The sequence below is a fragment of the Vibrio superstes genome, from assembly GCF_003569005.1.
Taxonomy (GTDB): Bacteria; Pseudomonadota; Gammaproteobacteria; order Enterobacterales; family Vibrionaceae; genus Vibrio; species Vibrio superstes.
Map to the genome: position 1 here is coordinate 2097923 of NZ_BCUR01000004.1, position 23262 is coordinate 2121184.

Below are 23262 nucleotides of genomic sequence, written 5' to 3' on the forward strand. Positions count from 1 at the left end.
CTGATTGCTCAGGCGGACTCTCAAATTTGATAACCTAAAACTTCACTTGGAATGTTTTAGCCTGGCAAGGCTTCAGTCCACCAAAGCTCTGCATCTCAACTTGGGTCTCACGTACCTTCTCGTCTAGGCTCGCTTCTTGCCAAGAGGTAACCAATGGAGTGAAGCTGATGGTATCTTCAACCTCACCATTTTCTGCTGGGTTGTAGACACGTAAGATAAGTGCATCTTCATCTTCCGCTTTTTTAAGAACGCTCAAGACTGCGCCTGACTGATCCTTGCTAAGCAATGAATAGGTCATTGGTTTGTCTTGCTCACCAACGTTTAGCTTCATCGCGTTATATGGGATCTTGTTGTAGCATTCAATCGGCGTCACGTTATCGCGAGCTTCTGCCATAATGTTTGCTTCAACATGATTGCCAGCAAAGCCAAACAGTGCGAATTCACAAACAATCTTGCCACGAGTTTGAGAATCTGGTGTTGGGATCTTGATGCCGGATGGGCGGCCAGGACGAAGAAGAAGTTCCTCTTTACCTAGCACACCTACGCCACGTAACAGGGTCAAAGCAAAGGTGTCGCGTTGTTCACTGTTGTTTGAAGAGATCACCTCAAACTCACGCAGACCGTTGGTCATTAATGCCATGCCGCCTGTGGTATTCTCAACAGCAGCGAAGTTCATCAGCTGATAAACAGGAACTGGTGCTTCTTTCCATTTCTCTTGTTCCCATACTGCCATTGCTGGGTCGTTGGTTGGGCGAGTAATAAGGCCAAACTGGTTGTCCGCAACTACTGTTTCTGAAACAAATGGGGTTGGTACAAGAACACGAACACGGTGGTCATCCGCTTGGTTGTCCAACTCCATACGAACTTCAATGCGACGAGAACCATTCTTCAGTACCACTTGGCAATCCACGTCAACAAAGCCATTTTGGCCTGTGCGCTCCTCACGCTCTTGTAGATTTGCAGGTACGTCCATGCGCAATTTGATGCTTGCTACAGACTGGAAGCCTTCGTGCTTGATGTGGGTTTCCGCTATAAATTCGTCTGAGTACAACAACCACTCTTGACGCGATGGTGAGTAATCGTACTCATCACCATCGTCTGATCCATCTTCCATGCGAAGGACTTGGTCAAACAGCATCTCGGTCTCTTTATCGAAGATGGTCAGTGTACCGTTGTCATTCACGTTGATGCGGTAGAACTCATTCTCCAGAACATAATCTTTTTGCTCTGCGATCATTTTGTTGCCTTTCGAATTGGCTTCAATGTGCAGAGTAGTGAAGCCCATTGCTGGTACGGCACGCTTGATTTGAATATCGTATTCAATAAACGGGTCATAGTTTCCATAATGCACGATTTGACGGTCAATCTTGCCTGGGTCGATTACACGCTGGTCTTGAATGTAGTATTCAACCTGGTTGCCATCTTCATCGAAGATATTGAACTCGCTGGCACGGATAGTAATTGTGGTGTTGATCACCTCTTCTCGCTCGTAAGGAGAAAGGTTAAAGAAGGCGAGCTTGTCACAACCTTCACGCGCTGGCATATGATCAACAATCTTACGCTTGTAGAAGTGGATAAGATTGGTTGCCATATCGTCCGCTAGGATGTAACGATTTAGGATCTCTGCGTGTACCTTATCTGAGCAGCAGCAACCGATGGAGTCGTGAGCGTGATTCTTCATGCTCTCTTTCCACATCTTCTCAATTAGGCCGTGGTGGTATTCAAAGCCTAAAGACCATGCAATGGACGCTAGTGGTTCTAGGATGTTGACGATCTTGTTTTCAACTTCTGCGTGGATCAGTTTAATGTCCATACGGGTTGAAGAGATGGTGCGGTGAACACGCATGTATTTACCGTCATTGAACTCACCTTTGATAGTATCAAGGCTGTCACGCTCTTCACGAATACGGTCAAACACCTCTTCAAAGCGGCTCATTACGAACTCACGCTCTGGGTAGATTTCGCGTAGCTTATCCATCACCTCGAAGATGTCTTTTTGGATAGGCATCTGGTCATGGCCGTTTGGCAATAGAATGTCTTTGGTGACTGATGGCTTTTCTAAAACAGGGAAATATTTGTCGAGACGAGCACGCAGACCTTCTTCGTCTTGAGGCAGGTATTTACCAATCGCGTAACCAAGAGGAAGCACTTGTGCCATGACCTCTGAGCCGTCGTTTGACTGCCATAAGAATTCTGTCTTGTTTGTGCCATGACGCTCAGAACAACCGCGCCAGAACATCGCAGTATCAATGCCAAAGCCGTTGTAGATCATCGGCAGCTGTGAGCTCATCGAGAACGAATCCGGCAGATAACCAATCTTCATCGGTTGGCCTAATTCAAGACAATCACGCATTCCGTAAAGCATGTTACGTACAATCGACTCACCGGACACCTGCATGGTATCTGTCTGGGAATACCACGGTCCTACAATCAGTTTGCCAGCCTCTGCTAGTGCTTGTACGCGCACTTTATTTTCTGGTTTGATGGCAAAGTAATCTTCAAGCACCGCTGTTTGGCCATCAAGCACGTAGTACTTGTACTCTGGATCACTTTCCAGACGCTGCATGATTTCTTCCATGTTGTTCACTAAAAGAATGCGAGATTCTTCTGTTGTGAAATACCATTCACGATCCCAGTGCATGTGTGGAGTAATATGAACGCGTGATGTAGTCATTTTGCTTACCTTTAGAGACTATTCGGTCTTTGATAGACCAAATAGAGGGTTAATTCTTATATCAAGGAAATTGAATATCAGCCTGATTTTGGGCACAGTAATCCTGTGCCCATCAGTTACTTATTTTTTATGAGCTTTCTGTTTAATACTTAGTGTTTTAAGTCTGAGGAGGTTAAGCGGCAGCCTGAGCCTGAAACTTACCCTTTTTTACTGCATGACCACGCCACATCAGTAAGGTAATGGTAGAGATAACCGTACCAACAATGGCTGCACCAAACCAAATACCTGCGGCCATAAAGCTACCGATACCTGCATCATGCAGTAAGAAGAGTGAGAAAATGCCTGCACCTGGAGTTGATAGCCCAATACCTGCAGCACCTACCATGGCACCTGTTACGACAGAGCCTAGAAGGAATGAGCCGATTACGCGGATTGGATCTTCAATCGCCATTGGAATTGCACCCTCAGTGATACCAGCAAGGCCAAGTAGCCAAGTTGATTTACCCGTCTCAATCTCAAAGTCTTTGAATAGGCGTGGAGCAATCATAGTTGAGGCTGTTACCGTGAACGCCGATACCATTTTCACTGAACCAAAGATTGCGTATGGGCCGTAAACACCATTTGCCATTGCACCTAAACAGAATGCGTAAGCGGCTTTGTTTACAGGTCCACCAAGGTCGAAAGAAACAAACAAGCCAAGGATCGCGCCTAGCAATAAGGCGTTTGTTCCAGACATACCATTTAGCCAATCCGTTAGGCCTTGGTTTAGCATGGCAACAGGCTTACCGATGACAAACAGCATCAGTGAACCCGCGATCAAGGTACCGATCACTGGGTATAGGTAGAAGGTTAGGAAACCATTAAAAGCTGGACCTAAGCGAACGTTCTCTTTTACCCAGCGCATCACGTAACCGGCAATCAAGCCACCTACAACACCACCTAGGAAACCAGAACCGATTAGGTTTGCGGCAATGCCGGCTGCGAAACCAGGGCCTAGCGCAGGTTTATCAGCTAGTGAGTAAGCAGTATAAGCAGCCAGCACTGGCACCATTAGTGTGCCTAGAAGACCACCACCAAGCTTACGGTACATCCATAACCAAGAATCTTTTGTAGCGTAGAGCTCTTGCAGGTCAAAAATTTGGGCAATAAGAACGGCGACCGCAAGAACAGTACCACCAGCAACGATCAAAGGAACCGCGTAAGAGATACCTGACAATAACGCTTGTTTAAGTTCTGTCTTCAAAGGCAATTTCTTCGGCGCATCATCGACTGCGACTGCAGCATCAGCACTGCGCCCAGCCTTACCGGCTTCGACTGCTTCATTAAGGATGCGCTCTGAATGCTTGATTGGTTCTGCAACAGGAACCTCTATTCTAGGAATGCCGTTAAAGCGCTCACTTTCTTTAATTGCTACTTCAGCAGCAAACACTACAGCGGTTGCATTATTTAGTTGCTGTGCAGTCAAGCGGTCTTCAATACCATTTGCACCCTGCTTTTCGACATAAACTTTATAACCAAGCTTTTTGCCTGTTTTTTCAAGGTACTCAGCAGCCATATAGGTATGTGCAATACCTGCAGGGCAAGCCGTCACAGCAACAATTGTTGGCGCATCAGCATCAATAATGTCTTGTTCTTGTGCCTCTGACGCATCTTCATTGCTCAGCAAAGCCATAATTTGTTCTACATTTGTAGCATCAAGAACAGCTTCACGAACTTCATCATCAACGAGTGTCGTTGTCAGCTCTGTAAGCAAATGCATGTGGGTGGAACCCGCTTCCGCATTCGGGATCGCAATCAAGAAGATAAGATTTACATCCTCGTCTTCATCAAGCCCTTTCCACTTCAAATCTTCCTTTAGTGTTGCTACTGCAAAGGCAGCTTCTTTTACTGCGTCTGTTTTACCATGAGGTACAGCAAGGCCTTCTCCCAGGGCTGTTGGGCCTTGTTCTTCGCGAGCAAATACCGCTTTTAGATACTCGTCTTTATTATGTAGTTTTCCTTGCTGATTTAGTTGTTCAGCAAGTGCTTCAATCGCTTCATTACGACTTGTAAATGTCGTTTGTAGGGTAATCAGCGATGAGTTGGTCAGAGATGTCAAATTCATAACGTATGTCCCAATGTCTCAATGTTTGACTGTCTATTTACGTACAGTGCTTCCGTACAACAGTGAGACAATAATACCTTTTAAATACAAATAAACCGTGACCAAGATCTCACGTGCAGGAATATATGTATTGTATTTGTATTGCTTGGTTTCTCCATATTTGTAAACTAATACTTGTTTTAGTCAGTTTAAATCGTATTATGCTAGCTAAATAGAGAAGATTTACTGGATATCATAGCCTATGTGAGTGAGTAAAACGGTTACTCCGATCATATCTATGGATATCTTTCGTTTCTCCATGAAGAATATGTATTCTTTCTCATTACATTTGTATTGTCTGTAGAGGTTTTAATGGCAAGATTGCCAATGTATCGTCAAATTGCTGATGCTATTCGTGAAAAGATCAGCACAGGTGAGTATAAAGTCGGCGAAGCTCTTCCTACCGAAGCTCAACTTCGTGAAGAATTTTCAGTTAGTCGAGTGACAGTAAGACAAGCTATCAAGCTGTTGGTGGAGAGTGAAGAACTTGAAAGCATTCAAGGTAGCGGCACTTACGTTAAAGAAAGCAAAGTGAACTATGACATTGATCAACAGAGTAGTTTCGCAGAAAAGTGGGCCCACCTAGAAGGAGTCACTCACAGCAATGTGCTTGCATTTGAGATACAACCCGCTTCGCTAAGCATCGCTGATATCCTAGAGATCAACGAAAAAGAGATGGTGTTTTACATCAAGCGTGTCCGCTTCTTAAATGATCAGCCTATTACCGTTGAAGAGACATGGATGCCAACGGAGATGTTCCCTGATCTTACCTATCAAGTAATGCAAGGCTCTAAGTATGACTTTATAGAAAAGCAAAAAGGCATGGTGATAGATCGTAGTGAGCAAGAGCTGATCCCTATCCTGCCACAACAAGATATCGCTGATCTGCTTAATATTGATGCTGCACTGCCAATTATAGAAAAGCGTACTCGTGGGCATTTGCACGATGACACAGTGTTTGAGTACAGTCGGAACTATTTCACAACAAATGACTACAAGTTCAAACTTATAGCTAAACGTCAGCGCCCATAACAGGTTCGCTTTTTAGCGTGTATGAATGAAGCATTAAATGCATAAGCTTTTTACTGGCACCTAAATCGCACCCAGTACATTTGCTGATTGATGTAACCAATTAATAGACAAAGAAAAAGAGGTAAAGTGGCGTCCCCTACAGGATTCGAACCTGTGTCTAAGGCTTAGGAGGCCCTTGTTCTATCCAGCTGAACTAAGGGGACGTAACAATATGTTTACCATAGCTTTTCTAAGGCAACAATCCCAAGTTATTTAGGTGGTGTGTTTTTGTTCAATTAAAGGCTAACACTTTGAACACGATCGATTCTTGGTGTGATAATCGACAAGCTCTCCCTGCTCATTGACTGAGAAATTACAGCACTGATTGAATACCTCGAATAAAAGTCTTCGCCCTTTCTGTACTCTCGACTTTAGCGTTGAGTAAGCCACACCTATTTGCTGAGCATACTCTTTCTGCGATATCCCTTCTATCTCAATAGCAGTAAGCAGTTTAGCCTCTTCTTCAGGTAAAGCTTGAATAAAGGGAATCACGCAATGGGTCATCTGCTGGTATAAGCTTTTCTCTATATGTTCATACCAAAGGTCATCAGGATCAAAATTGTCTTTTTTAGATCTAGAACGATAGAAGTCAATAACCGCTCGATTGGCGACCTGAAAAAGCCATGGCTTCAATTTATTAACGTCTTCAATACGATGCAAGTTTTGATGAGTCTTGAGCATAATTTCTTGCAATAGATCATCGACATCATCCGCATTTGAAACATGCTTTAGTAAGAACGCCTTAAGGGTCGTCTGATACTCAGACCAAATAGCTTCTATCTTCATTGTTTTCCTTTGTGAATCAAAGCCCCTTCATAAGAGGTTCTTGCTTTTATCGATCTTAACAACAACTGGCGTTTGTTCTACACCCTTTAGGCTCGGCGATATTTTTGCTTTCCGCAAGATAAGTATTCTTTAAGTAAAAACTCTTAAACGCAATCTCAAAATCGCCTGATACCGTCTGTTCAACAAGCCCAGAACTCAATATACTCTTTTGCCATGTCTGAGCCTTTGGCAAACCACACAAGAAATCGTAACCACTATGCTGTTTAATAATATGCGCTCTATGAAGCAAAGGTAACCAAGCAATATCGATGTTACTTATATCGTTTGATTTAAAGAAGGCGAAGTTAGGGTCTAGCTTTTTCTCTACTTTATTAAATGCTGCAATTAACTTTTCAGAACGCTGCTCTAAGATATCTGCACTCTTGCTACTCATCGCCCCACATTGCGGAAGATAATGCTTCGTACCCAAATAACTCCAAGCTCTGTCTAGTGCACGCTGCTCGTTACTCACATTCTCTTCAAGTGGGCCATATTCATCTTCTATATATTCAACGATAGCATCAGACTCAAACAATGCCGTATCCGATTCCGTAATCAATACCGGTACCTGTCCATTAGGAGAAAGATCTAAAAACCACTGTGTCTTTTCCTTAAGACTAATGTATTCAATCTCAAACGGAATGCCTTTGGCCGCTAGAGCACCTGTCACTCGTTGAACAAAAGGGCAGATTTTAAAACTGACTATCTTTAACATGTTTCACTCTCTTAGTAGTTATCTAACCTCTATAAGACGGAGTGAGTAAGTAAAAGACGACAACTATCTGAGCTTTTTTCTGAAACTAGCCTCTTATTCAAGCTAACTATCTGACAAAACAAGGACTATTCTTCTGTACAGGTAGACACATCTTGTTTCATAATCTCGGCTTTTAATCAGCCAAAGCTATCAGGACATTGAATGGATACTATATCAGCCGCTGTGATGCTATTTCTTATCATGGACCCTATGGGCAACCTGCCCATCTTTACGTCATTACTAAAACATATTGATAAGAAACGACGTCGCCTTGTATTGATTCGTGAACTAGTAATAGCGCTCGTGGTGATGTTCCTGTTCCTATTCGCCGGTGAACAGATCCTCACTTTCCTAGGCTTGGACAAAGAAGCCGTCTCAATTTCCGGGGCTATCATTCTATTTTTGATCAGCCTGAAAATGATCTTTCCACCGGAAGGTGGCCTAGGTGCTAGCTTAGGCGCGGGCGAAGAGCCCTTAATAGTGCCATTAGCTATTCCAATGATGGCGGGGCCGTCTATTATCGCGACCTTAATCTTGCTTGCTCATCAAGACCCACACCGCATGATGGATTGGTCATTAGCTCTCGTTGGTGCATGGCTAGCCTCTGCTGTGATCTTAATGTTCTCAGAGCTATTCCAGCGTATCGTCGGCGAAAAGGGCCTAAAGGCTGTTGAACGATTAATGGGAATGCTACTGCTAATGATCGCGGTTCAGATGTTCTTGAACGGCATTGAAAGCTACCTCGGTTAATCTCTAAACCAAATTGATTATTGCAAAATGAGTAAAAGTATTTTGCTCATTTTGCGGTTTAAGACAATAGTCCTCGCTGATAGTCTAGCCTCAGTTTCCAAATCCATTAAGGCATTGACTCATGACTTCAGCACTATTTGAACCTATCAAACTTGGCAATATCACTCTTAAGAATCGCATCGTAATGCCGCCAATGACTCGCTCTAGAGCCTCTCAGCCTGGCGATGTTGCAAACGAAATGATGGCAACCTACTACGGTCAGCGCTCTCAAGCCGGCCTCATCATCTCTGAAGGCACTCAAATCTCACCAATGGGCAAAGGCTACGCTTGGACCCCTGGTATCTATAGCAAAGAACAGATCGCAGGTTGGAAGAAGGTGACCGCTGCGGTGCATGACAATAGTGGTAAAATCTTCGCTCAGCTATGGCATGTAGGTCGCGTGACCCACCCAGATAACATTAATGGAAACCAACCTATCTCTTCTTCAGCTATCAAGGCTGAGAACGTCAAGGTATTCATCGATAACGGTTCAGACGAACCCGGCTTTGTGGATGTGGTTGAGCCAAGAGAAATGACCACTGCAGATATCAAAGATGTAGTCGCAGAGTTTCATCAAGCGGCGTTAAATGCACTAGAAGCTGGCTTTGATGGCATTGAGCTGCACGCAGCCAATGGTTACCTAATCAATCAATTTATCGATTCTGAGTCGAATAACCGTACTGATGAATATGGTGGCAGCCTAGAGAACCGCTTACGCTTTTTGGACGAAGTAGTCGCAACATTGGTTGATGCTATTGGAGCAGACCGTGTAGGCGTGCGCCTAGCACCGCTGACCACCCTAAATGGCACAGTGGATGCGAACCCAGAACATACGTACACCGAAGCGGCTAAGCTATTGAACTCGCACAATATTGCCTACCTACACATTGCAGAGGTGGACTGGGACGATGCCCCTGATACGCCTAAGGCGTTTAAGCTTGCTCTGCGCGAGGCGTTCAAAAATACCTTGATCTACGCTGGTCGCTATAAAGCCGACACTGGCGCAAAAGCAATCGAAGAAGGATTGGCGGATATGATCGGATTTGGCCGACCATTTGTGGCAAATCCTGATCTGCCAGAGAGAATTCAAATCGGTGCACCGCTAGCACAGCACGATCCAAACACCTTGTTTGGCGGCGGTGAAAAAGGACTTACTGACTACCCAACGTTCAGTCAAGAAAAATAGCAAAAAGCCCCTATTGCCACTGCTCTTTCGAGTCACAGCAATAGGGGCTTTTTTCAAATATAGTGCTTATAAACGATTCAGTACGTTCACTAGTAGATCGAGCCTTGGCTTGATGGTATCAATCAGAAGATACTCTTTATCCGAGTGAAGACCAGCGCCAGACGGCCCAAATCCATCCAGAGTTGGCGTGCCTACATTAGCGGTAAAGTTGCCATCTGATCCGCCACCCGCGTTCTCCCAGCCATAAACAAGATTCAGTTTATCTGCCTCAGCACTCACCATCTCAATCATCTGTTCTGTCGACGCTGTTGGGATCATAGCGGGCTTAAAGGCCAATCGCTTGACCTCCACTCGCGCGCCTTCCTCAAACGGTGTTAATGCCATCTGCTGCAGTTTTTGATGGATAGCTTCTGCTTCTTCATTATTCCAGAAGCGTAAATCGACAATCGCCTTGGCGTAATCGGGAACCACATTAACAGCTACTCCCCCTTCAACCGTACCCACGTTCATTGTGGTGCCCGTCTCTAGGTTCACCATATCCTTAATAGCCAATGACCAATGGCTTAGCTCGTAAATAGCCGATACGCCATCTTGCAGCGCCGAGCCTGCGTGGGATGCTACCCCGTGAAAGGTCAGCTCGTATTTTGCATTACCTTTACGAGAACGGATTAGGTTGCCGTTTGCTCGCGAGGCCTCACACACTAGCACTTTATTACTCTTACGGGCAAAAGACTCCACCCACTCTCGAGAATATCGCGAGCCAATCTCTTCATCGCTGTTCAGCGCAACAAGAATAGACAGCTTATCTCTTTGCTCAGAAGACAGCATTTGCAGTGCATACCATGCGCTTAAGATCCCGGACTTCATATCCGTCACACCAGGGCCATAGATCTTCTCACTATCAAAAGTAAGAGGACGCGCTGCTATTGTGCCGTCGGGAAATACCGTATCCATATGTCCGCAAAGCATCACATCGTAACGCTCGGCATTGGGCTTATTAGTGATTTCTAGACAAGGGCCTGCATCGCTATGAACGCTATGTCTGGTAACGTTAAACCCTATTTGCTCAAACATAGGAGTCAGCACATCCGCTACGTTAGCGATGCCCTGCGTGTTCGCACTGCCACAATCTATATTAACCAGTTTGGAAAGTTGCTCAATATAGGTATTTACGTCAAAAGAAACTGTCATGATACACCTCGAGAGAGCTCTCTAATTGAGATTAGAGAGCTTATTTGAATTGATTACGCTGTCAGATTAAGCCGCCATAGGTACAAGGAAAATGGTACCAAGAATAACAGTGGCAAGACCACACATAACGGGAACAAAGGTACGCTTTACCACCTCAAATGGGCTGATATTACCCATACCTGAAGTTGCAACAATAACACCAGAAACAGGCGAGATTGTACGGCCCAAGTTAGAAGCCTGTAGCATCGGGATAATAAGGAACGCTGGATTAATACCCATCTTACCCGCTAGCGCTGGAGCCAGTTCAACAAACGCATAGAATGGCGCATTACCAGAACCCGTAGCGATGGCTGCGGCAACTGTGAGTCCAGTCAGCAATAGCATTAGAGCAATCGCGCCTGCACCTGCGTTATCCGCTAGGTGAATCAGGTTATCGATAGCGCCAATAGACATTAGGCCTTGAGCAAATACACCCGCCGCCACCAACAGCATTACCACACCTTTAAATGCATCCGCCATACCCGCATAGCAAGACTCAAGGTCTTCAAGGGTTTGCTTACCATCAAAGCGTTTCACCACGTAATCTACTACTGCGCCGATAAAGATAGATAACACAACTATGGTGTAGATATCTAGGGATAAGCCTGGAATCGTGCGGCCGTTGAACAAGAACACACCTAGGATAGGCAAGAACGGCAAAATGGCATAGAACGCAGGGGCATTCACTTCCATCTCTGAAAGGTCTAGCTTCTCCATTGGCGTATTTTGCTTTTTATCTAGATACTTGTTCCAGAAGTAAGCTGCAACCGCCATAACCGCAATAGCACTAATAGAAACCGGCAGTACTGTTTGGAAAGCAAAGATATCTAATGCCATGCCCGATTTTTCAGCGGCAATAACCACGTCACCAGAGGTAGGAGATAAGATGATTGCTGCAGGCGATGCACATACAGCAACAGCCGCTGGGCGTGAAATTCCCATCGCTGTCATCATTGGGAATAGTGTTGCCATCAATAGCACGCCAAGCCCTGTTGCAGAACTTACCGCCAAAGACATCAAACACGCCACGATATAAGCGGCTACCAATAAAATGTAAGGCGATTTGATGAACGAAAGAGGTTTAGAAAACTGCTTTACCACCACATTGTTTGCGCCAATGTGTGTCATGTAAGAGGCGAAACCACACAGCAACATGATCTGCAGGCCTAGACCACCACCACGGTACTGAAGCATATACTTCACAAACTCAAGTGCATCGGTAAATGTATTACCTGTCGACGCCACTTTAGCAGGCAATACGGTGTGGCCTAGCAGACCAGTAATAATAAGGAGTGTAAGGCCAGCAGTCAGCAGCACACCTGCCGCTCGGTAACCTTTAATAATGAAATAGCCGACGATTACTGTGGCGACTAATCCAATGAGAAGTTCTAACATGTCGATAAACCTTGCCAATATTCAAATTATCGACGCAACTTATCAGAGCCATTACATTCAAAAGGCGACCCAAGTCAATCTTTGACATACTTTCATGGATTAAATTTACAATTAGTTACAATCGTGAGTTGTATCTATTTTTTGTATCTTTAAGAGGAAAACAATTCAACGCGCTGATTACAAGTTAAAAACAATTAACCCCCACTTCTACATCATATCCATTGCAAAAGGGAAACCTAATCACGGCTTCCCCGAATACTATTAGAGCAACTTACAACTGAGAGAGTATTTTGTCGCTGCCACTTTCTATAAGATCAAGCACGTGCTCAAATCCTTGTTCACCACCATAATAAGGATCAGGAATTTCATCGGTCTCTAGATCTGCACCTTTAAGAAACAAAGCCAATTTGTACTGATACTCGCTAGGACAGATACCTTGAAGGTCTGCGAGGTTTTGTTTATCAGCCGCCAATATCCGATCAAAATAATAGAAATCTTCTTGTGTCACTCCTCGAGCTCGCTTTCTACCAAATGAATAGCCTCTGCTCCGCGCTGCCGCCTCTGCACGGCTGTCCGGTTTTTCTCCATGGTGATAATCAATGGTGCCTGCCGATTCTACCTCAATCAATAAGCCATTATTTTCGGCTCTCGTTCGCAGCACTGCCTCTGCAGTTGGACTGCGGCAAATGTTTCCCATACACACAACCAAAATCTTCATTGCGATCAATCCTTCTTTTATCAGTAGAACTATGTTTATCATAGCCTTAACTCGGGATCAGCAAGCCTCAATATCGAGTATTTTTAACGATTGGCAGAATGCTCTATTAACACCATCATTCTGTGTCGCAGTTATTACGGCAATATGTCAGCAATGTAACGGGAAGGACAATGACTCAACAACAGGATCGCCATCAGCAACGTCAGCAAAAGCTAAAAGAAAAAGTCGATGAGAAGATAGCTGCGGCTACGGAAGAAAAAGGGCTATTGTTGGTCATAACCGGTAACGGCAAAGGAAAGTCTACATCAGGCTTTGGCACTGTGGCTCGCGCTGTAGGACACGGTTTTAGCTGTGGCGTGGCGCAGTTTATCAAGGGTACTTGGGATAACGGAGAGCGAAACCTTTTAGAGCAACATGGAGTGACATTTCATGTTATGGCAACGGGCTTTACTTGGGAGACACAAAACAAAGAGGCAGACACTGAAGCGGCACAACTGGTATGGCAAGAGTGCAAGAAGATGCTACAAGACCCAAGTCTCGACGTGGTTCTGCTTGATGAGATTACCTATATGGTCAGCTTTGATTATATAGATTTGGACGAAGTGATTAACGCCATAGAACAGCGCCCGACCCAGCAATCTGTGGTCATCACAGGTCGTGGAGCGCATCGCTCTTTGATTGAATTGGCTGATACGGTTTCTGAGGTGCGTAATGTTAAGCATGCCTTTGATTCTGGCATCATGGCTCGCAAAGGTATTGATTGGTAGGTAAGAGTATGCGCTTTTGCTTTCTGTTCCCTTAGGTAAGAGACCACTCTACTGCGGAAGAAGCGTGAATCAGCGTGGTATCAAACAAAGGAACATTGGTGTGTTCCTTGTTAACCAGCATTCCAATCTCTGTGCAGCCCAGAATCACGCCTTGAGCTCCTCGAGATTTTAGGTCTGCAATAATATCAAGGTAGATCTGGCGAGATTCAGGCAAGATCTTACCTTGGCACAATTCATTATAGATTATCGTATGGATCTGTTTGCGCTGCTCTTCATTGGGCACTAATACAGAAATAGCTTGTTCGGTCAGTCTCTGCTTATAAAAGTCTTGCTCCATCGTAAAGGCAGTGCCGAGCAACGCGACCTTGTTGATATTTTCTTGCTTGAGTGTTCGCGCGGTCGCATCCGCAATATGCAAAAGAGGAATAGAGATAACCTGCTCAATATCCTCTGCCACCTTATGCATGGTATTCGTGCAAATGACAATGGCTTCTGCGCCTGCGGTTTGCAATGAAAGTGCAGCTCTAGACAAAATCTTAGCCGCTTGATTCCACTCTCCCTCTCGCTGAAGCTCTTCTATCTCGGCGAAGTTGACGCTATAGAGCACTAGCTTCGCCGAATTTAGACCACCTAGGCGCTGCTTTACTTGAGTATTTAACAGCTGGTAATAAGTCTGAGTGGATTCCCAACTCATTCCCCCGATTAAACCTAAGGTCTTCATTGTGTCGCCTTTATTAAAACAATTTTTTTAACAAGGAATCAGTGATTTTCTTGGTGTCTTCATCACTGGCCTTATCACCTAGCAGTTTTTTAAGTCCGCGTTCTGTTTCTTTCTTCGCTTTTTCTTCAAGTTTTTTCTTGTTACGTTCCAGCTCTTGTTGCTGAAGTGCCGCCAAGTCCAAGCTCACTTTAGGGTTCGCCCAACTTCCTTGAATACGCAATGGGATAGTCAAATCGCTCAGATCGTCAATATCTTTACCGCCCTGCCCTTCAAGAGAACCTACTACCGAGGTCTTCGCTAAGATATCCATCGTCTCTTTTAGGTAGTTCGCATCACCACTCGCTTTGATGCGCAATAAAGGTGACTGTACCGACACACCAGACAGTGTTGCGACCCCTTTATTTAATTTAACCACCGCATTCATGGCGCTAAAGTCTGTTTTCTTGGCCTCAGTTTCCTTTGGCACTTCTTCACCCTTGAACTTGGCATAGTTAGTGCGAATAATTTGTGCCACATTGATGCCATTAATCGCACCATCTGCAAATTTGACCTGTATGGTGCCGGCTAAGTGCTTTTTCAGTTCGTCCGGAATAAGGCTTTTACCCTTCAGGTCTATATCAATATTACCAGTACCTTCAAGGGTGTTATTATCCGCTACATCCACCAGCAAAGGGCCTACCTTTACGTTCTGAACCGCGGCATCAATGTCGTAACTCGCAACAGGCTGCTTTGCATTAACTACGGCTTTGGCATTGATACTGCCTTTGTAGAGCCTTGCTTTTAAAGAGCGCAGGTTAAACACGCCATCTTTAATGGCAATGTCAGCAAAAGCATTTTGCATCTTAGCGTTACTGGCCTGCATCTTATCAATGGTGATACTGCCTGCAACATCGACTGTCTTCAGTACAGATAAATCTGGTTCTTGTGCTGCCTGTGATGTTTTACTTGATGATACCGACGCTTCTTTTTCTGCTACCTCAGGCTGTGTCGAATCTGCACCTGTCCATTCATCAACATTGATGTTCGGACTATGTAGCTTAAAGCGAACCTTAGGGATATCCGCTAAAACAACGCTAGTAGTGCCATCAAATTGCAGGTCGTTGGCAGCCAACTTGTTTAGAATTAGCGACAATTTATTCTTGGTCAGATCAAATTCGATGTTCGAGTTGATATCTAGATTGATAGGGTTTTGCGGTAGCGCATCTCCTGCTACTTGACCTTTCACGTCAAAGCCATTGATATTGACCTTAGAAATCGCCTCATCAACCAACAGGCTCCCCATCATTGTCACATTGCTTTCCATACCCGCAGCATTGCCAATTACCGCTAACTGAAAACCACCTGACTCTCCAAACCTAAATGATGACATAGCCAGCCTAACGGTCTCGATATCCAGGTCTTTACCCTTTAGAGGAGTTTCTAAAGCAAGATCCTCAATACCAAAGGTAGCGAGGTCTTTTTCCAGCTGAGCTCTTACTGTGCTGGTAAGATCAAATTCATTACCTGCGGCATTACCTTTGGCTAGCAAGGATATATTTGCCCATGCACCCAATTTGAACTCATCAACCTTTAACTCAAAGCTTGTAAGATCAAAGTCAGGTTGTGAAAAGCTTCCGCCGACTTCGATGTCTTTAACTTGGTAGTCGGTAAACTCTGCATTGGTTATTGCGTTCGCTTTACCGGATATAGAAAATTTTTGTTGGTTGTTCACCCCTGAGAAGCTAAAGCTTACTGGTGTCCATTGATCAAATTCAAAGTTAGCCACCTGCAGATTGACGTTCTCAAGCTTGGTGTACAACTTAGCTTGGTCGTCTTTGATCTCAAGAAAGGCATTTTCAATGTTTGCCCCTTCAAGTGAGATAGTCCATGGTTCTGCTGGCGCATCGGTACTTGCGGTCTCAGTGCTCGTCTCAGTAGTGGACTCAGTAGTTACTGATTCGTCGGCGGCTTGTTGAGATCCAGTCAGGGCATCGAGGTTACTGCTGCCATCAGCGTGAGTTTCCATATAGAACTCAGCGCCAATCAAGGTGACATTTCCTACTCTTAGCTCTTTATCGAGTAATGGAAGAACGGAAATATCCAAGCCGACTTGGTCAACTTTCAGCATGTTAGGCGCACTGAACCCTTCTGGGTTACTCAGCGTAGTTTTACCAAGAGAAAATCCAATAGAGGGAAAGAACTGCCAACCAATATCCCCTTCAATGGTTAGATCAAGGTTAGTCTGCTTCTTGGCTTGTTCCACCAGCATGGGTTTAAATTGATTGGGGTCGACAAATACTAGCAAGGCGACGACGGCTAATACGACCAACACGATTGGTGTGATGATAAATAGTGACAGCTTTTTCATCTTTTCTTCCCTGTAACCTGATTTTTCTATGCGCTCGCTGGGTTTGGCAAACGTTAGATACAAAAAATGGCACATCCGTGCCATTTAATTCTTAACCAAAACTTGCCACTTGTATGTAACGTCAGCCTAAAAAAATAAGCGCTTATTCTTTAGGTTTGATGAAACCGTGTGTGCCAAGTCTATTAAAGCGACAACTATTCAGTAAATTACTAAGATTTCAATAATTTAGCAATATGCGCTTTTAATACATCAATCGCAATACGGTTTTTACCACCACGCGGAACAATGATGTCGGCGTATTGCTTTGACGGCTCAATAAACTGCATGAACATTGGACGCACTGTTTTTTGGTATTGGTTCAGTACTGACTCCATGGTGCGGCCACGCTCTTCAACGTCGCGCTTCACACGGCGCAGTAAACAAATATCCAAAGGAGTATCCATAAATACGCTTGCATGCATTATCTTGCGAAGACGAGGGTCTGTTAGTAGCAAGATACCTTCAAGGATAATGACTTTTTTAGGTGTCATGGTTTTCGTGTTGCTAGTGCGAGTATGTTCTGTATAGCTGTACTCTGGCACTTCAACCGCATGGCCATCTGCCAATTGCTGAAGATGCTCACACAATAGATCGTGATCCAATGCCTTTGGATGGTCGTAGTTGGTCTTTACGCGCTCTTCCATGCTCAAATGACTTTGGTCATTGTAGTATCTGTCTTCCGTGATAACACCGATTTGATCTGGGCCTACCTTTGCACGCAGCTCGTTATAGATAGTACTTGCAATAAGGCTCTTACCGGATGCCGATGCACCCGCGATGCCGACGATGACACATTGATTATTTTCAGACATTTACTGATCCTAACGAAAAACAGAATTTAAACCGTGTAATTATAGGGATTGATAAACTTTGATACCAGAAATAAGCTCATAATCCCTAAAGGTTGGGCATAATTTAGCCAGCCATTAGCAAATGCGGTACACAATGCGCACAATTATTTTACTTCAACAAAACTGATGCGTTCAGGCTGCGGTTTTCCATGCCAAAATAAGCGACTCACCACTTGCTCTGCCAGTTGTAAATACCCTTGTGCTTGCTCTGCTGATTCTGGGTTTACCACAGAAGGCACACCCATATCGATGTCACGGCGAACGTTCAGGTGTAATGGCAATTGACCCAATACTGATATTCCCTTTTCTGCGGCTAATTTCACCGCGCCACCACTGCCAAAGATGTCTTCATGTGAACCACAATTGCTGCACACGTGATAACTCATGTTCTCAATAAGCCCTAATACCCCAACCTCGGCTTTCTCAAACATGGCGATACCTTTTATTGCATCTGCCAGCGCCAAGTCTTGCGGTGTAGTTACTACTAACGCACTGGTTAATGGGATCTCTTGAGAAAGGGTCAGTTGTAGATCGCCCGTACCCGGTGGCATATCGATAATTAGATAATCTAATTCTGGCCATTGCGTTTCTTTAAGCAATTGCATCAATGCTTTAGAAGCCATAGGGCCACGCCAAACGGCTGCATCATCACTAGAGATCAAGTAGCCAATGGATTGGGTGAAAACACCGTGCGCCTCCAGCGGTTTCATCCACTTATTGTCGATGATTTCTAAGTTTTTACCCTTAGTACCGAACATTAATGGAATAGAAGGACCGTACACATCCGCGTCCAGCACGCCTACCTTAGCGCCTTGCTTGGCGATAGCCAGAGCCAAATTGGCGGTAGTAGTGGATTTGCCCACTCCGCCCTTTGCCGATGTCACGGCAATGATATTTTTAATGCTGGTTAGGCTGCTGACAACCTTACTCTCTAGCGGGCGTACTCGGGCTGAAACATAAAATGTGTACTCATCCCACTCAGTTGGAGCATCGTGCTGTGATATCCAATCACCTACCGCTTGAGTTAAAGACTCCACCAAAAAGGGGATCTCTACATCAATCGCTTTGTCCTTTTCATCTACGGTAACCACTCCTTGAGTCGCCGCCCACTCACTCACAAGTAACGGATGTTGAAATTGATTCAACCAAGCGTGAAGACCCTGTATTTCTTTATTCATTGATGCGTCCTTTTCTAGTTATGAATACATCTTAGCGCTAATATCGCGCTGAATTAACAGGATTCTTTCACCTATAACAAATTATCGACATATGCGCGGTTATTTTCAGCAATTACCCAGGTTTCCTTACGTGTTACTAGGTAAACACAATGCAATTTATCCGTGAGATCCTTTTCGTTATTGCTAGCTTACGGTAGTATAAGCGCCTACAAATTTAACCTATCTGCGAAAAGTTAAGTATGACTACTGAATTAAGAAAAATGCTCGTCACTTGTGCGCTACCGTATGCCAATGGTTCAATCCATTTAGGTCATATGCTTGAGCACATCCAAGCTGATATCTGGGTGCGTTACCAACGCCTACGTGGTAACACGGTAAACTTTGTGTGTGCCGATGATGCGCACGGTACCCCAATCATGCTTAAAGCCCAGCAGATGGGAATTTCGCCAGAAGACATGATCGCAGCGGTAAGCGAAGAACATCAAAAAGACTTCGCAGGTTTTGACATCAGCTTTGATAACTATCACAGCACTCACAGTGAAGAGAACCGTGAGCTGGCGTCTAACATCTATCTTGAGCTTAAGAAGAATGGCTTTATCTCTAGCCGTACTATCTCTCAGCTGTTTGACCCAGAAAAAGAAATGTTCCTACCAGATCGCTTCGTTAAGGGTACTTGCCCTAAATGTAAGTCTGAAGATCAATACGGCGATAACTGTGATAACTGTGGTGAGACCTATAGCCCAACTGAGCTTATTAATCCTAAGTCTGCAGTATCTGGTGCGACTCCAGTAATGAAAGACTCAGAGCACTTCTTCTTCGACCTTCCACAGTTTGAAAGCATGCTAAAAGAGTGGACTCGCTCTGGTTCTTTGCAAACTGAAACCGCGAACAAGATGCAAGAGTGGTTTGAATCAGGCCTGCAACAATGGGATATTTCTCGCGATGCACCTTACTTTGGTTTTGAAATCCCAGGCGAGAAGAACAAATTTTTCTACGTATGGCTAGACGCACCTGTGGGTTACATGGCGTCTTTCAAAAACCTTTGTAACAAGCGTGATGACCTAGATTTCGAAGAATACTGGAAGAAAGACAGCACCACTGAGCTGTATCACTTCATCGGTAAAGACATCGTTTACTTCCACAGCCTATTCTGGCCAGCAATGCTAGATGGCGCAGGTTTCCGTAAGCCAAACAATGTATTTGTGCACGGCTACGTAACGGTAAACGGTGCTAAAATGTCTAAATCTAAAGGCACCTTCATTAAAGCAAGCACCTACCTAGATCACCTAGATCCAGAGTGCCTGCGCTACTACTACGCGGCTAAGCTAAACAGCCGTATTGATGACCTAGACCTTAACCTTGAAGACTTTACTCAGCGTGTAAACTCTGATGTTGTCAACAAGATCGTTAACCTAGCGTCTCGTAATGCTGGTTTCATCACCAAGCGCTTTGAAGGCAAGCTGTCTCAAGACTTTGCTGAGCCAGCCCTATACAAAGAGTTTGCTGACGCCGCTGATCGTATTGCAGAGCTGTACGAAACTCGTGAATTTAGCCGAGCTATTCGCGAAATCACTGCGCTGGCAGATAAAGCGAACCAATACGTTGATGAAAAGGCACCTTGGGTTGTTGCTAAGCAAGAAGGCCAAGATAAAGAGCTTCAAGACATCTGTTCTGTGGGCATTAACCTGTTCCGCGTACTAATGGCTTACTTGAAACCTGTTATGCCAGAGCTTGCAGCGCGCACTGAAGGCTTCTTGAATCAAGAGTTGACTTGGGAAGGTGTCGCAACGCCTCTAACTGATCACGAGATCAGCAAGTTCAAAGCGCTATTTAACCGTGTTGATCCTAAGAAGGTAGAAGCAATGGTTGAAGCATCGAAAGAAGATGCGGCAGCTGAAGCAGCAGCCAAAGAACAAGCAGAGCACGCTAAAAACGAAACTGAGCTGACTAAAGAGCCAATCGCTGATGAAATCGAATTCGATGATTTTGCCAAGGTTGACCTGCGCATCGCTAAGATTGTTGAGTGTGAATCTGTGCCTAAAGCGAACAAGCTACTAAGACTGGTACTGGATCTTGGTGGTGAAACTCGTCAAGTATTTGCTGGTATCAAATCAGCGTATCAGCCAGAAGACCTAATTGGTAAGCACACCGTAATGGTAGCAAACCTTAAACCTCGTAAAATGAAGTTTGGTATGTCTGAGGGTATGGTGTTGGCAGCAGGCCCTGGTGGTAAAGATCTTTGGATCTTAGAACCTCACGAAGGTGCTCAGCCAGGCATGCGCGTAATGTAAGCACCGAACTGTCACAAAGTTGTTCAATACTAAAATACCGGTCTAAATGGCCGGTATTTTTTTGCGCCAAACCAGTGCAAACCCGCCCTTTGGTAACGCAACTTAGCTAACACTTCATATGCAACTAGCTGTTTTAATTGGCTAAAGTGCACAGAATCACGCTGGCATAGATACTGCACTACCCTTATTTGGCTCGTAGCTTTTAGGGAGTAAGTTATGTTCATGATTATTGCAGCCAGTCTCAGCGCTATCATCGTGCTCTATTTATTGATGCGACACGGCAGGCAATCCAAACTCAATGACAATCGCTATCGGTTGGTGTGCGAACTGCGCAGCGTCGCAGAACATTTACGCGAACACAGGCACCTTGCCCACACTCATCTTAGCTTCGAACCTATACCAGACAACCATACTGTTGAGATTGAGAAAAACATCAGCAACTCACTGCTCTTCCTCGTTGAAAAAAGCTTCGTTAATGACCGTCCAATGTTTCGTCTTTTGATGAAACAGATACAAACCTTGTTATTTGAATGGCGGGATATGACAGCCTCTAAGAGCCAAATGAGTCACGGTAAAGCCATTCGCGCTACCTTGTACCTCATTGATGAAATCGTGCTAACTTGGTTGGTAGAATCGGATCAGCTGGAATTGAGTGAGCAATATTCACGGCAGTGGAGCCACGTCATTGATTCTTTGGAGGCATTAACCCAGTTTAGAATGCTGGTGAGTGATTCTAGAAATGAGCTGCAGTGTGAGCGTCTGAATCTGAAGGCACAGGTACTGCTGCGTAAAATAAATCGATTGAGCTTACTGTCACCCTTAGGCGTGCATGCACCGAGTACCAGTCATGCGGCAAGACAATTGACTGAAATCATCTCTGCCCATGGTCATATAGAAGAGTTGGATGAACGAGAGCTTTATCAGCTAACAAGTACGTTATCACTGGCCATATTTAAAGTGTATGACCAGATTTTAATTGAGCTGAGCGAGCAGCTCAACCAGCCTTTGCCAGCGAAAGAGGTTAAGGCCTAACCCTCAACCACTTTCATCAAAAGTACACCATCATACAGGGCTTGCTTTATCAACGCTGCACCAGGCATGGTGGCATTCTTGATAAAGCGACTTGGTACAATTTCTAAGTCTTGACGATAGATAGGCAGGCTTTGCTCCTGCACACAGCGTTCAATCTCAGGCAAGATGATGCCTTTGGCTACATTGATGTCGCCACCAATAAGAACCTTCTCTGGATTAAACATATTAACCACCAAAGAAACCGCCATACCCAGACGCTTTGCTAGCTGCTTAATAATTTTCAGAGCAACCTCATCGCCATTATTGGCAGCCATACAGATATTGATGACCGATAGGGTTTCTAGCTCTAAACTGGTTTCGTCTCCTGCGGCAATGGCTTCTGTTGCTTGACGCAACAATGCGTGAGAACTGGCTACCGTTTCCAAGCAGCCTCTGTTACCACAGTGGCAAGGGTAACCATTCGGATCAACTTGGATATGACCTAGCTCACCTACGTTCCCCAAACGCCCCTGAAGGACTTTGTCCTCAAGGATAATACCTGCGCCAATACCATTATGAATAGAGATCAACACAGAGTTTTTATTTTGCTGAGAGTTACCAAATAGCTTTTCAGCTAGTGCCCACGCTCGCGTATCGTTGGCAATGAATACAGGCAAACCAGTTGCTTTATACAACGCAGGGCCAAGTTCTAGGTACTTCACATCAAAGTGAGGCATCTGCAATACCAAGCCGCTTTCAGAATGAACAAGACCCGGTAGCGTAATCGCAATACTGGTCATGCGCTCTAGTACTGATCCCTTGTCTTCGAAGAACTGGGTAATCTCAGACAATAGGCGCTCTAGCATCTCATCTTGATGACGCTCTTCAATATCAATGTACTTTTCAGTGATCACCTCGCCGCCCAATTCATGCAGTGCGATGGTCAAGTAACCTCGGCCTAGACGCAGCGATAAGAACTGCCAACCTTCATTATTGGTCTGCAACCCAACAGCAGGGCGACCACGACTTGTGGCTTCTTGCACAACCGTCTCATGGATAAGATGAGCATCGATGAGCTCGCGGGTGATCTTAGTAATACTCGCTGGTGCAAGAGCGCTCAGCTTAGATAGGTCGATTCGGGAGATGGGACCAAATTGATCAATTAGTTGATACACCTTGCCGGCGTTAATCTGTTTAATATGGTCAATATGGCTTGGTTGAGCCGTGTACATAGAATTTCTCCCCAATCGTGAGGTTCTATTTTTTTACAGC

Annotated in this window: 18 protein-coding genes and 1 tRNA gene; 6 read left to right on the forward strand and 13 right to left on the reverse strand. The window is 44.8% G+C overall.

The genetic code is table 11. The features are described 5' to 3' along the window. Nucleotides 1–34 precede the first annotated feature (34 nt). Both mngB and mngA read right to left on the reverse strand, forming a co-directional pair. Nucleotides 35–2674 (reverse strand): mannosylglycerate hydrolase, encoded by a 2640-nt coding sequence (mngB, locus tag D5I41_RS17500; RefSeq protein ID WP_119010907.1) that lies wholly within the window; start codon nt 2672–2674, stop codon nt 35–37. 172 nt (nt 2675–2846) lie between these two features. Next, nucleotides 2847–4778 carry a PTS 2-O-a-mannosyl-D-glycerate transporter subunit IIABC gene (gene mngA, locus D5I41_RS17505; protein ID WP_119010908.1) on the reverse strand — a complete coding sequence of 644 codons (1932 nt, stop codon included), beginning with the start codon at nt 4776–4778 and terminating at the stop codon, nt 2847–2849. 351 nt (nt 4779–5129) lie between these two features. Between mngA and D5I41_RS17510 the strand changes: the two genes are divergently transcribed. Further along, nucleotides 5130–5849 (forward strand): GntR family transcriptional regulator, encoded by a 720-nt coding sequence (locus tag D5I41_RS17510; RefSeq protein WP_119010909.1) that lies wholly within the window; start codon nt 5130–5132, stop codon nt 5847–5849. Between the two features lie 127 nt (nt 5850–5976). Here D5I41_RS17510 and D5I41_RS17515 read toward each other — a convergent pair. The 3 genes from D5I41_RS17515 to D5I41_RS17525 all read right to left on the reverse strand — a co-directional run bounded on the left by D5I41_RS17515 (nt 5977) and on the right by D5I41_RS17525 (nt 7428). Beyond that, a tRNA-Arg gene (locus D5I41_RS17515) sits at nt 5977–6052 on the reverse strand. A 79-nt stretch (nt 6053–6131) separates the two neighbouring features. Then, complete coding sequence (gene sigZ / locus D5I41_RS17520) at nt 6132–6674, reverse strand: RNA polymerase sigma factor SigZ (RefSeq protein ID WP_119010910.1); 543 nt, start codon at nt 6672–6674, stop codon at nt 6132–6134. A 55-nt stretch (nt 6675–6729) separates the two neighbouring features. Next, nucleotides 6730–7428: a glutathione S-transferase family protein gene (locus D5I41_RS17525; RefSeq protein ID WP_119010911.1), complete on the reverse strand. Its 699-nt coding sequence runs from the start codon at nt 7426–7428 to the stop codon at nt 6730–6732. Between the two features lie 201 nt (nt 7429–7629). Here D5I41_RS17525 and D5I41_RS17530 point away from each other — a divergent pair, with 201 nt between their 5' ends. Both D5I41_RS17530 and D5I41_RS17535 read left to right on the forward strand, forming a co-directional pair. After that, on the forward strand, nt 7630–8217 hold the full coding sequence (locus D5I41_RS17530; protein ID WP_017027760.1) for a YhgN family NAAT transporter: 588 nt from the start codon (nt 7630–7632) through the stop codon (nt 8215–8217). Between the two features lie 121 nt (nt 8218–8338). After that, nucleotides 8339–9442 carry an alkene reductase gene (locus tag D5I41_RS17535; RefSeq protein ID WP_119010912.1) on the forward strand — a complete coding sequence of 368 codons (1104 nt, stop codon included), beginning with the start codon at nt 8339–8341 and terminating at the stop codon, nt 9440–9442. A gap of 66 nt (nt 9443–9508) precedes the next feature. Here the strand turns inward: D5I41_RS17535 and D5I41_RS17540 are convergent, their stop codons facing one another. The 3 genes from D5I41_RS17540 to D5I41_RS17550 form a co-directional block, all read right to left on the reverse strand. Next, nucleotides 9509–10633 (reverse strand): M20 family metallopeptidase, encoded by a 1125-nt coding sequence (locus D5I41_RS17540; RefSeq protein WP_119010913.1) that lies wholly within the window; start codon nt 10631–10633, stop codon nt 9509–9511. 66 nt (nt 10634–10699) lie between these two features. Continuing rightward, nucleotides 10700–12067, reverse strand: a complete 1368-nt coding sequence (gene dcuC, locus D5I41_RS17545) for an anaerobic C4-dicarboxylate transporter DcuC (protein ID WP_119010914.1) — start codon at nt 12065–12067, stop codon at nt 10700–10702. Between the two features lie 271 nt (nt 12068–12338). Then, nucleotides 12339–12785 carry a low molecular weight protein-tyrosine-phosphatase gene (locus D5I41_RS17550; RefSeq protein ID WP_119010915.1) on the reverse strand — a complete coding sequence of 149 codons (447 nt, stop codon included), beginning with the start codon at nt 12783–12785 and terminating at the stop codon, nt 12339–12341. A 170-nt stretch (nt 12786–12955) separates the two neighbouring features. Between D5I41_RS17550 and cobO the strand changes: the two genes are divergently transcribed. Further along, complete coding sequence (gene cobO / locus D5I41_RS17555) at nt 12956–13552, forward strand: cob(I)yrinic acid a,c-diamide adenosyltransferase (protein WP_119010916.1); 597 nt, start codon at nt 12956–12958, stop codon at nt 13550–13552. Between the two features lie 31 nt (nt 13553–13583). Here the strand turns inward: cobO and D5I41_RS17560 are convergent, their stop codons facing one another. From D5I41_RS17560 to apbC, 4 genes are all read right to left on the reverse strand, one after another. After that, entirely contained in the window at nt 13584–14273 is a 690-nt protein-coding gene (locus tag D5I41_RS17560) for an aspartate/glutamate racemase family protein (protein WP_119010917.1), read from the reverse strand. Between the two features lie 13 nt (nt 14274–14286). Further along, a complete protein-coding gene (locus D5I41_RS17565; RefSeq protein ID WP_119010918.1) occupies nt 14287–16620 on the reverse strand; it encodes an AsmA family protein in 2334 nt (777 codons plus the stop codon). Nucleotides 16621–16829: 209 nt separating this feature from the next. Further along, nucleotides 16830–17471 (reverse strand): uridine kinase, encoded by a 642-nt coding sequence (gene udk, locus D5I41_RS17570; RefSeq protein ID WP_017027752.1) that lies wholly within the window; start codon nt 17469–17471, stop codon nt 16830–16832. Between the two features lie 143 nt (nt 17472–17614). Then, on the reverse strand, nt 17615–18688 hold the full coding sequence (gene apbC / locus D5I41_RS17575; RefSeq protein ID WP_017027751.1) for an iron-sulfur cluster carrier protein ApbC: 1074 nt from the start codon (nt 18686–18688) through the stop codon (nt 17615–17617). A 239-nt stretch (nt 18689–18927) separates the two neighbouring features. On the opposite strand from apbC, the gene metG reads away from it, so the two are divergent. Next, the gene (metG, locus tag D5I41_RS17580) at nt 18928–20979 is read left to right on the forward strand and encodes a methionine--tRNA ligase (RefSeq protein WP_119010919.1); all 2052 of its coding nucleotides are present in this window, start codon (nt 18928–18930) and stop codon (nt 20977–20979) included. 216 nt (nt 20980–21195) lie between these two features. Beyond that, nucleotides 21196–22011, forward strand: a complete 816-nt coding sequence (locus tag D5I41_RS17585) for a hypothetical protein (protein WP_119010920.1) — start codon at nt 21196–21198, stop codon at nt 22009–22011. Here D5I41_RS17585 and mlc read toward each other — a convergent pair. Next, nucleotides 22008–23222: a sugar metabolism global transcriptional regulator Mlc gene (gene mlc, locus D5I41_RS17590; RefSeq protein ID WP_119010921.1), complete on the reverse strand. Its 1215-nt coding sequence runs from the start codon at nt 23220–23222 to the stop codon at nt 22008–22010. The two genes, D5I41_RS17585 and mlc, sit on opposite strands and share 4 nt — an antisense overlap. Nucleotides 23223–23262 lie beyond the last annotated feature (40 nt).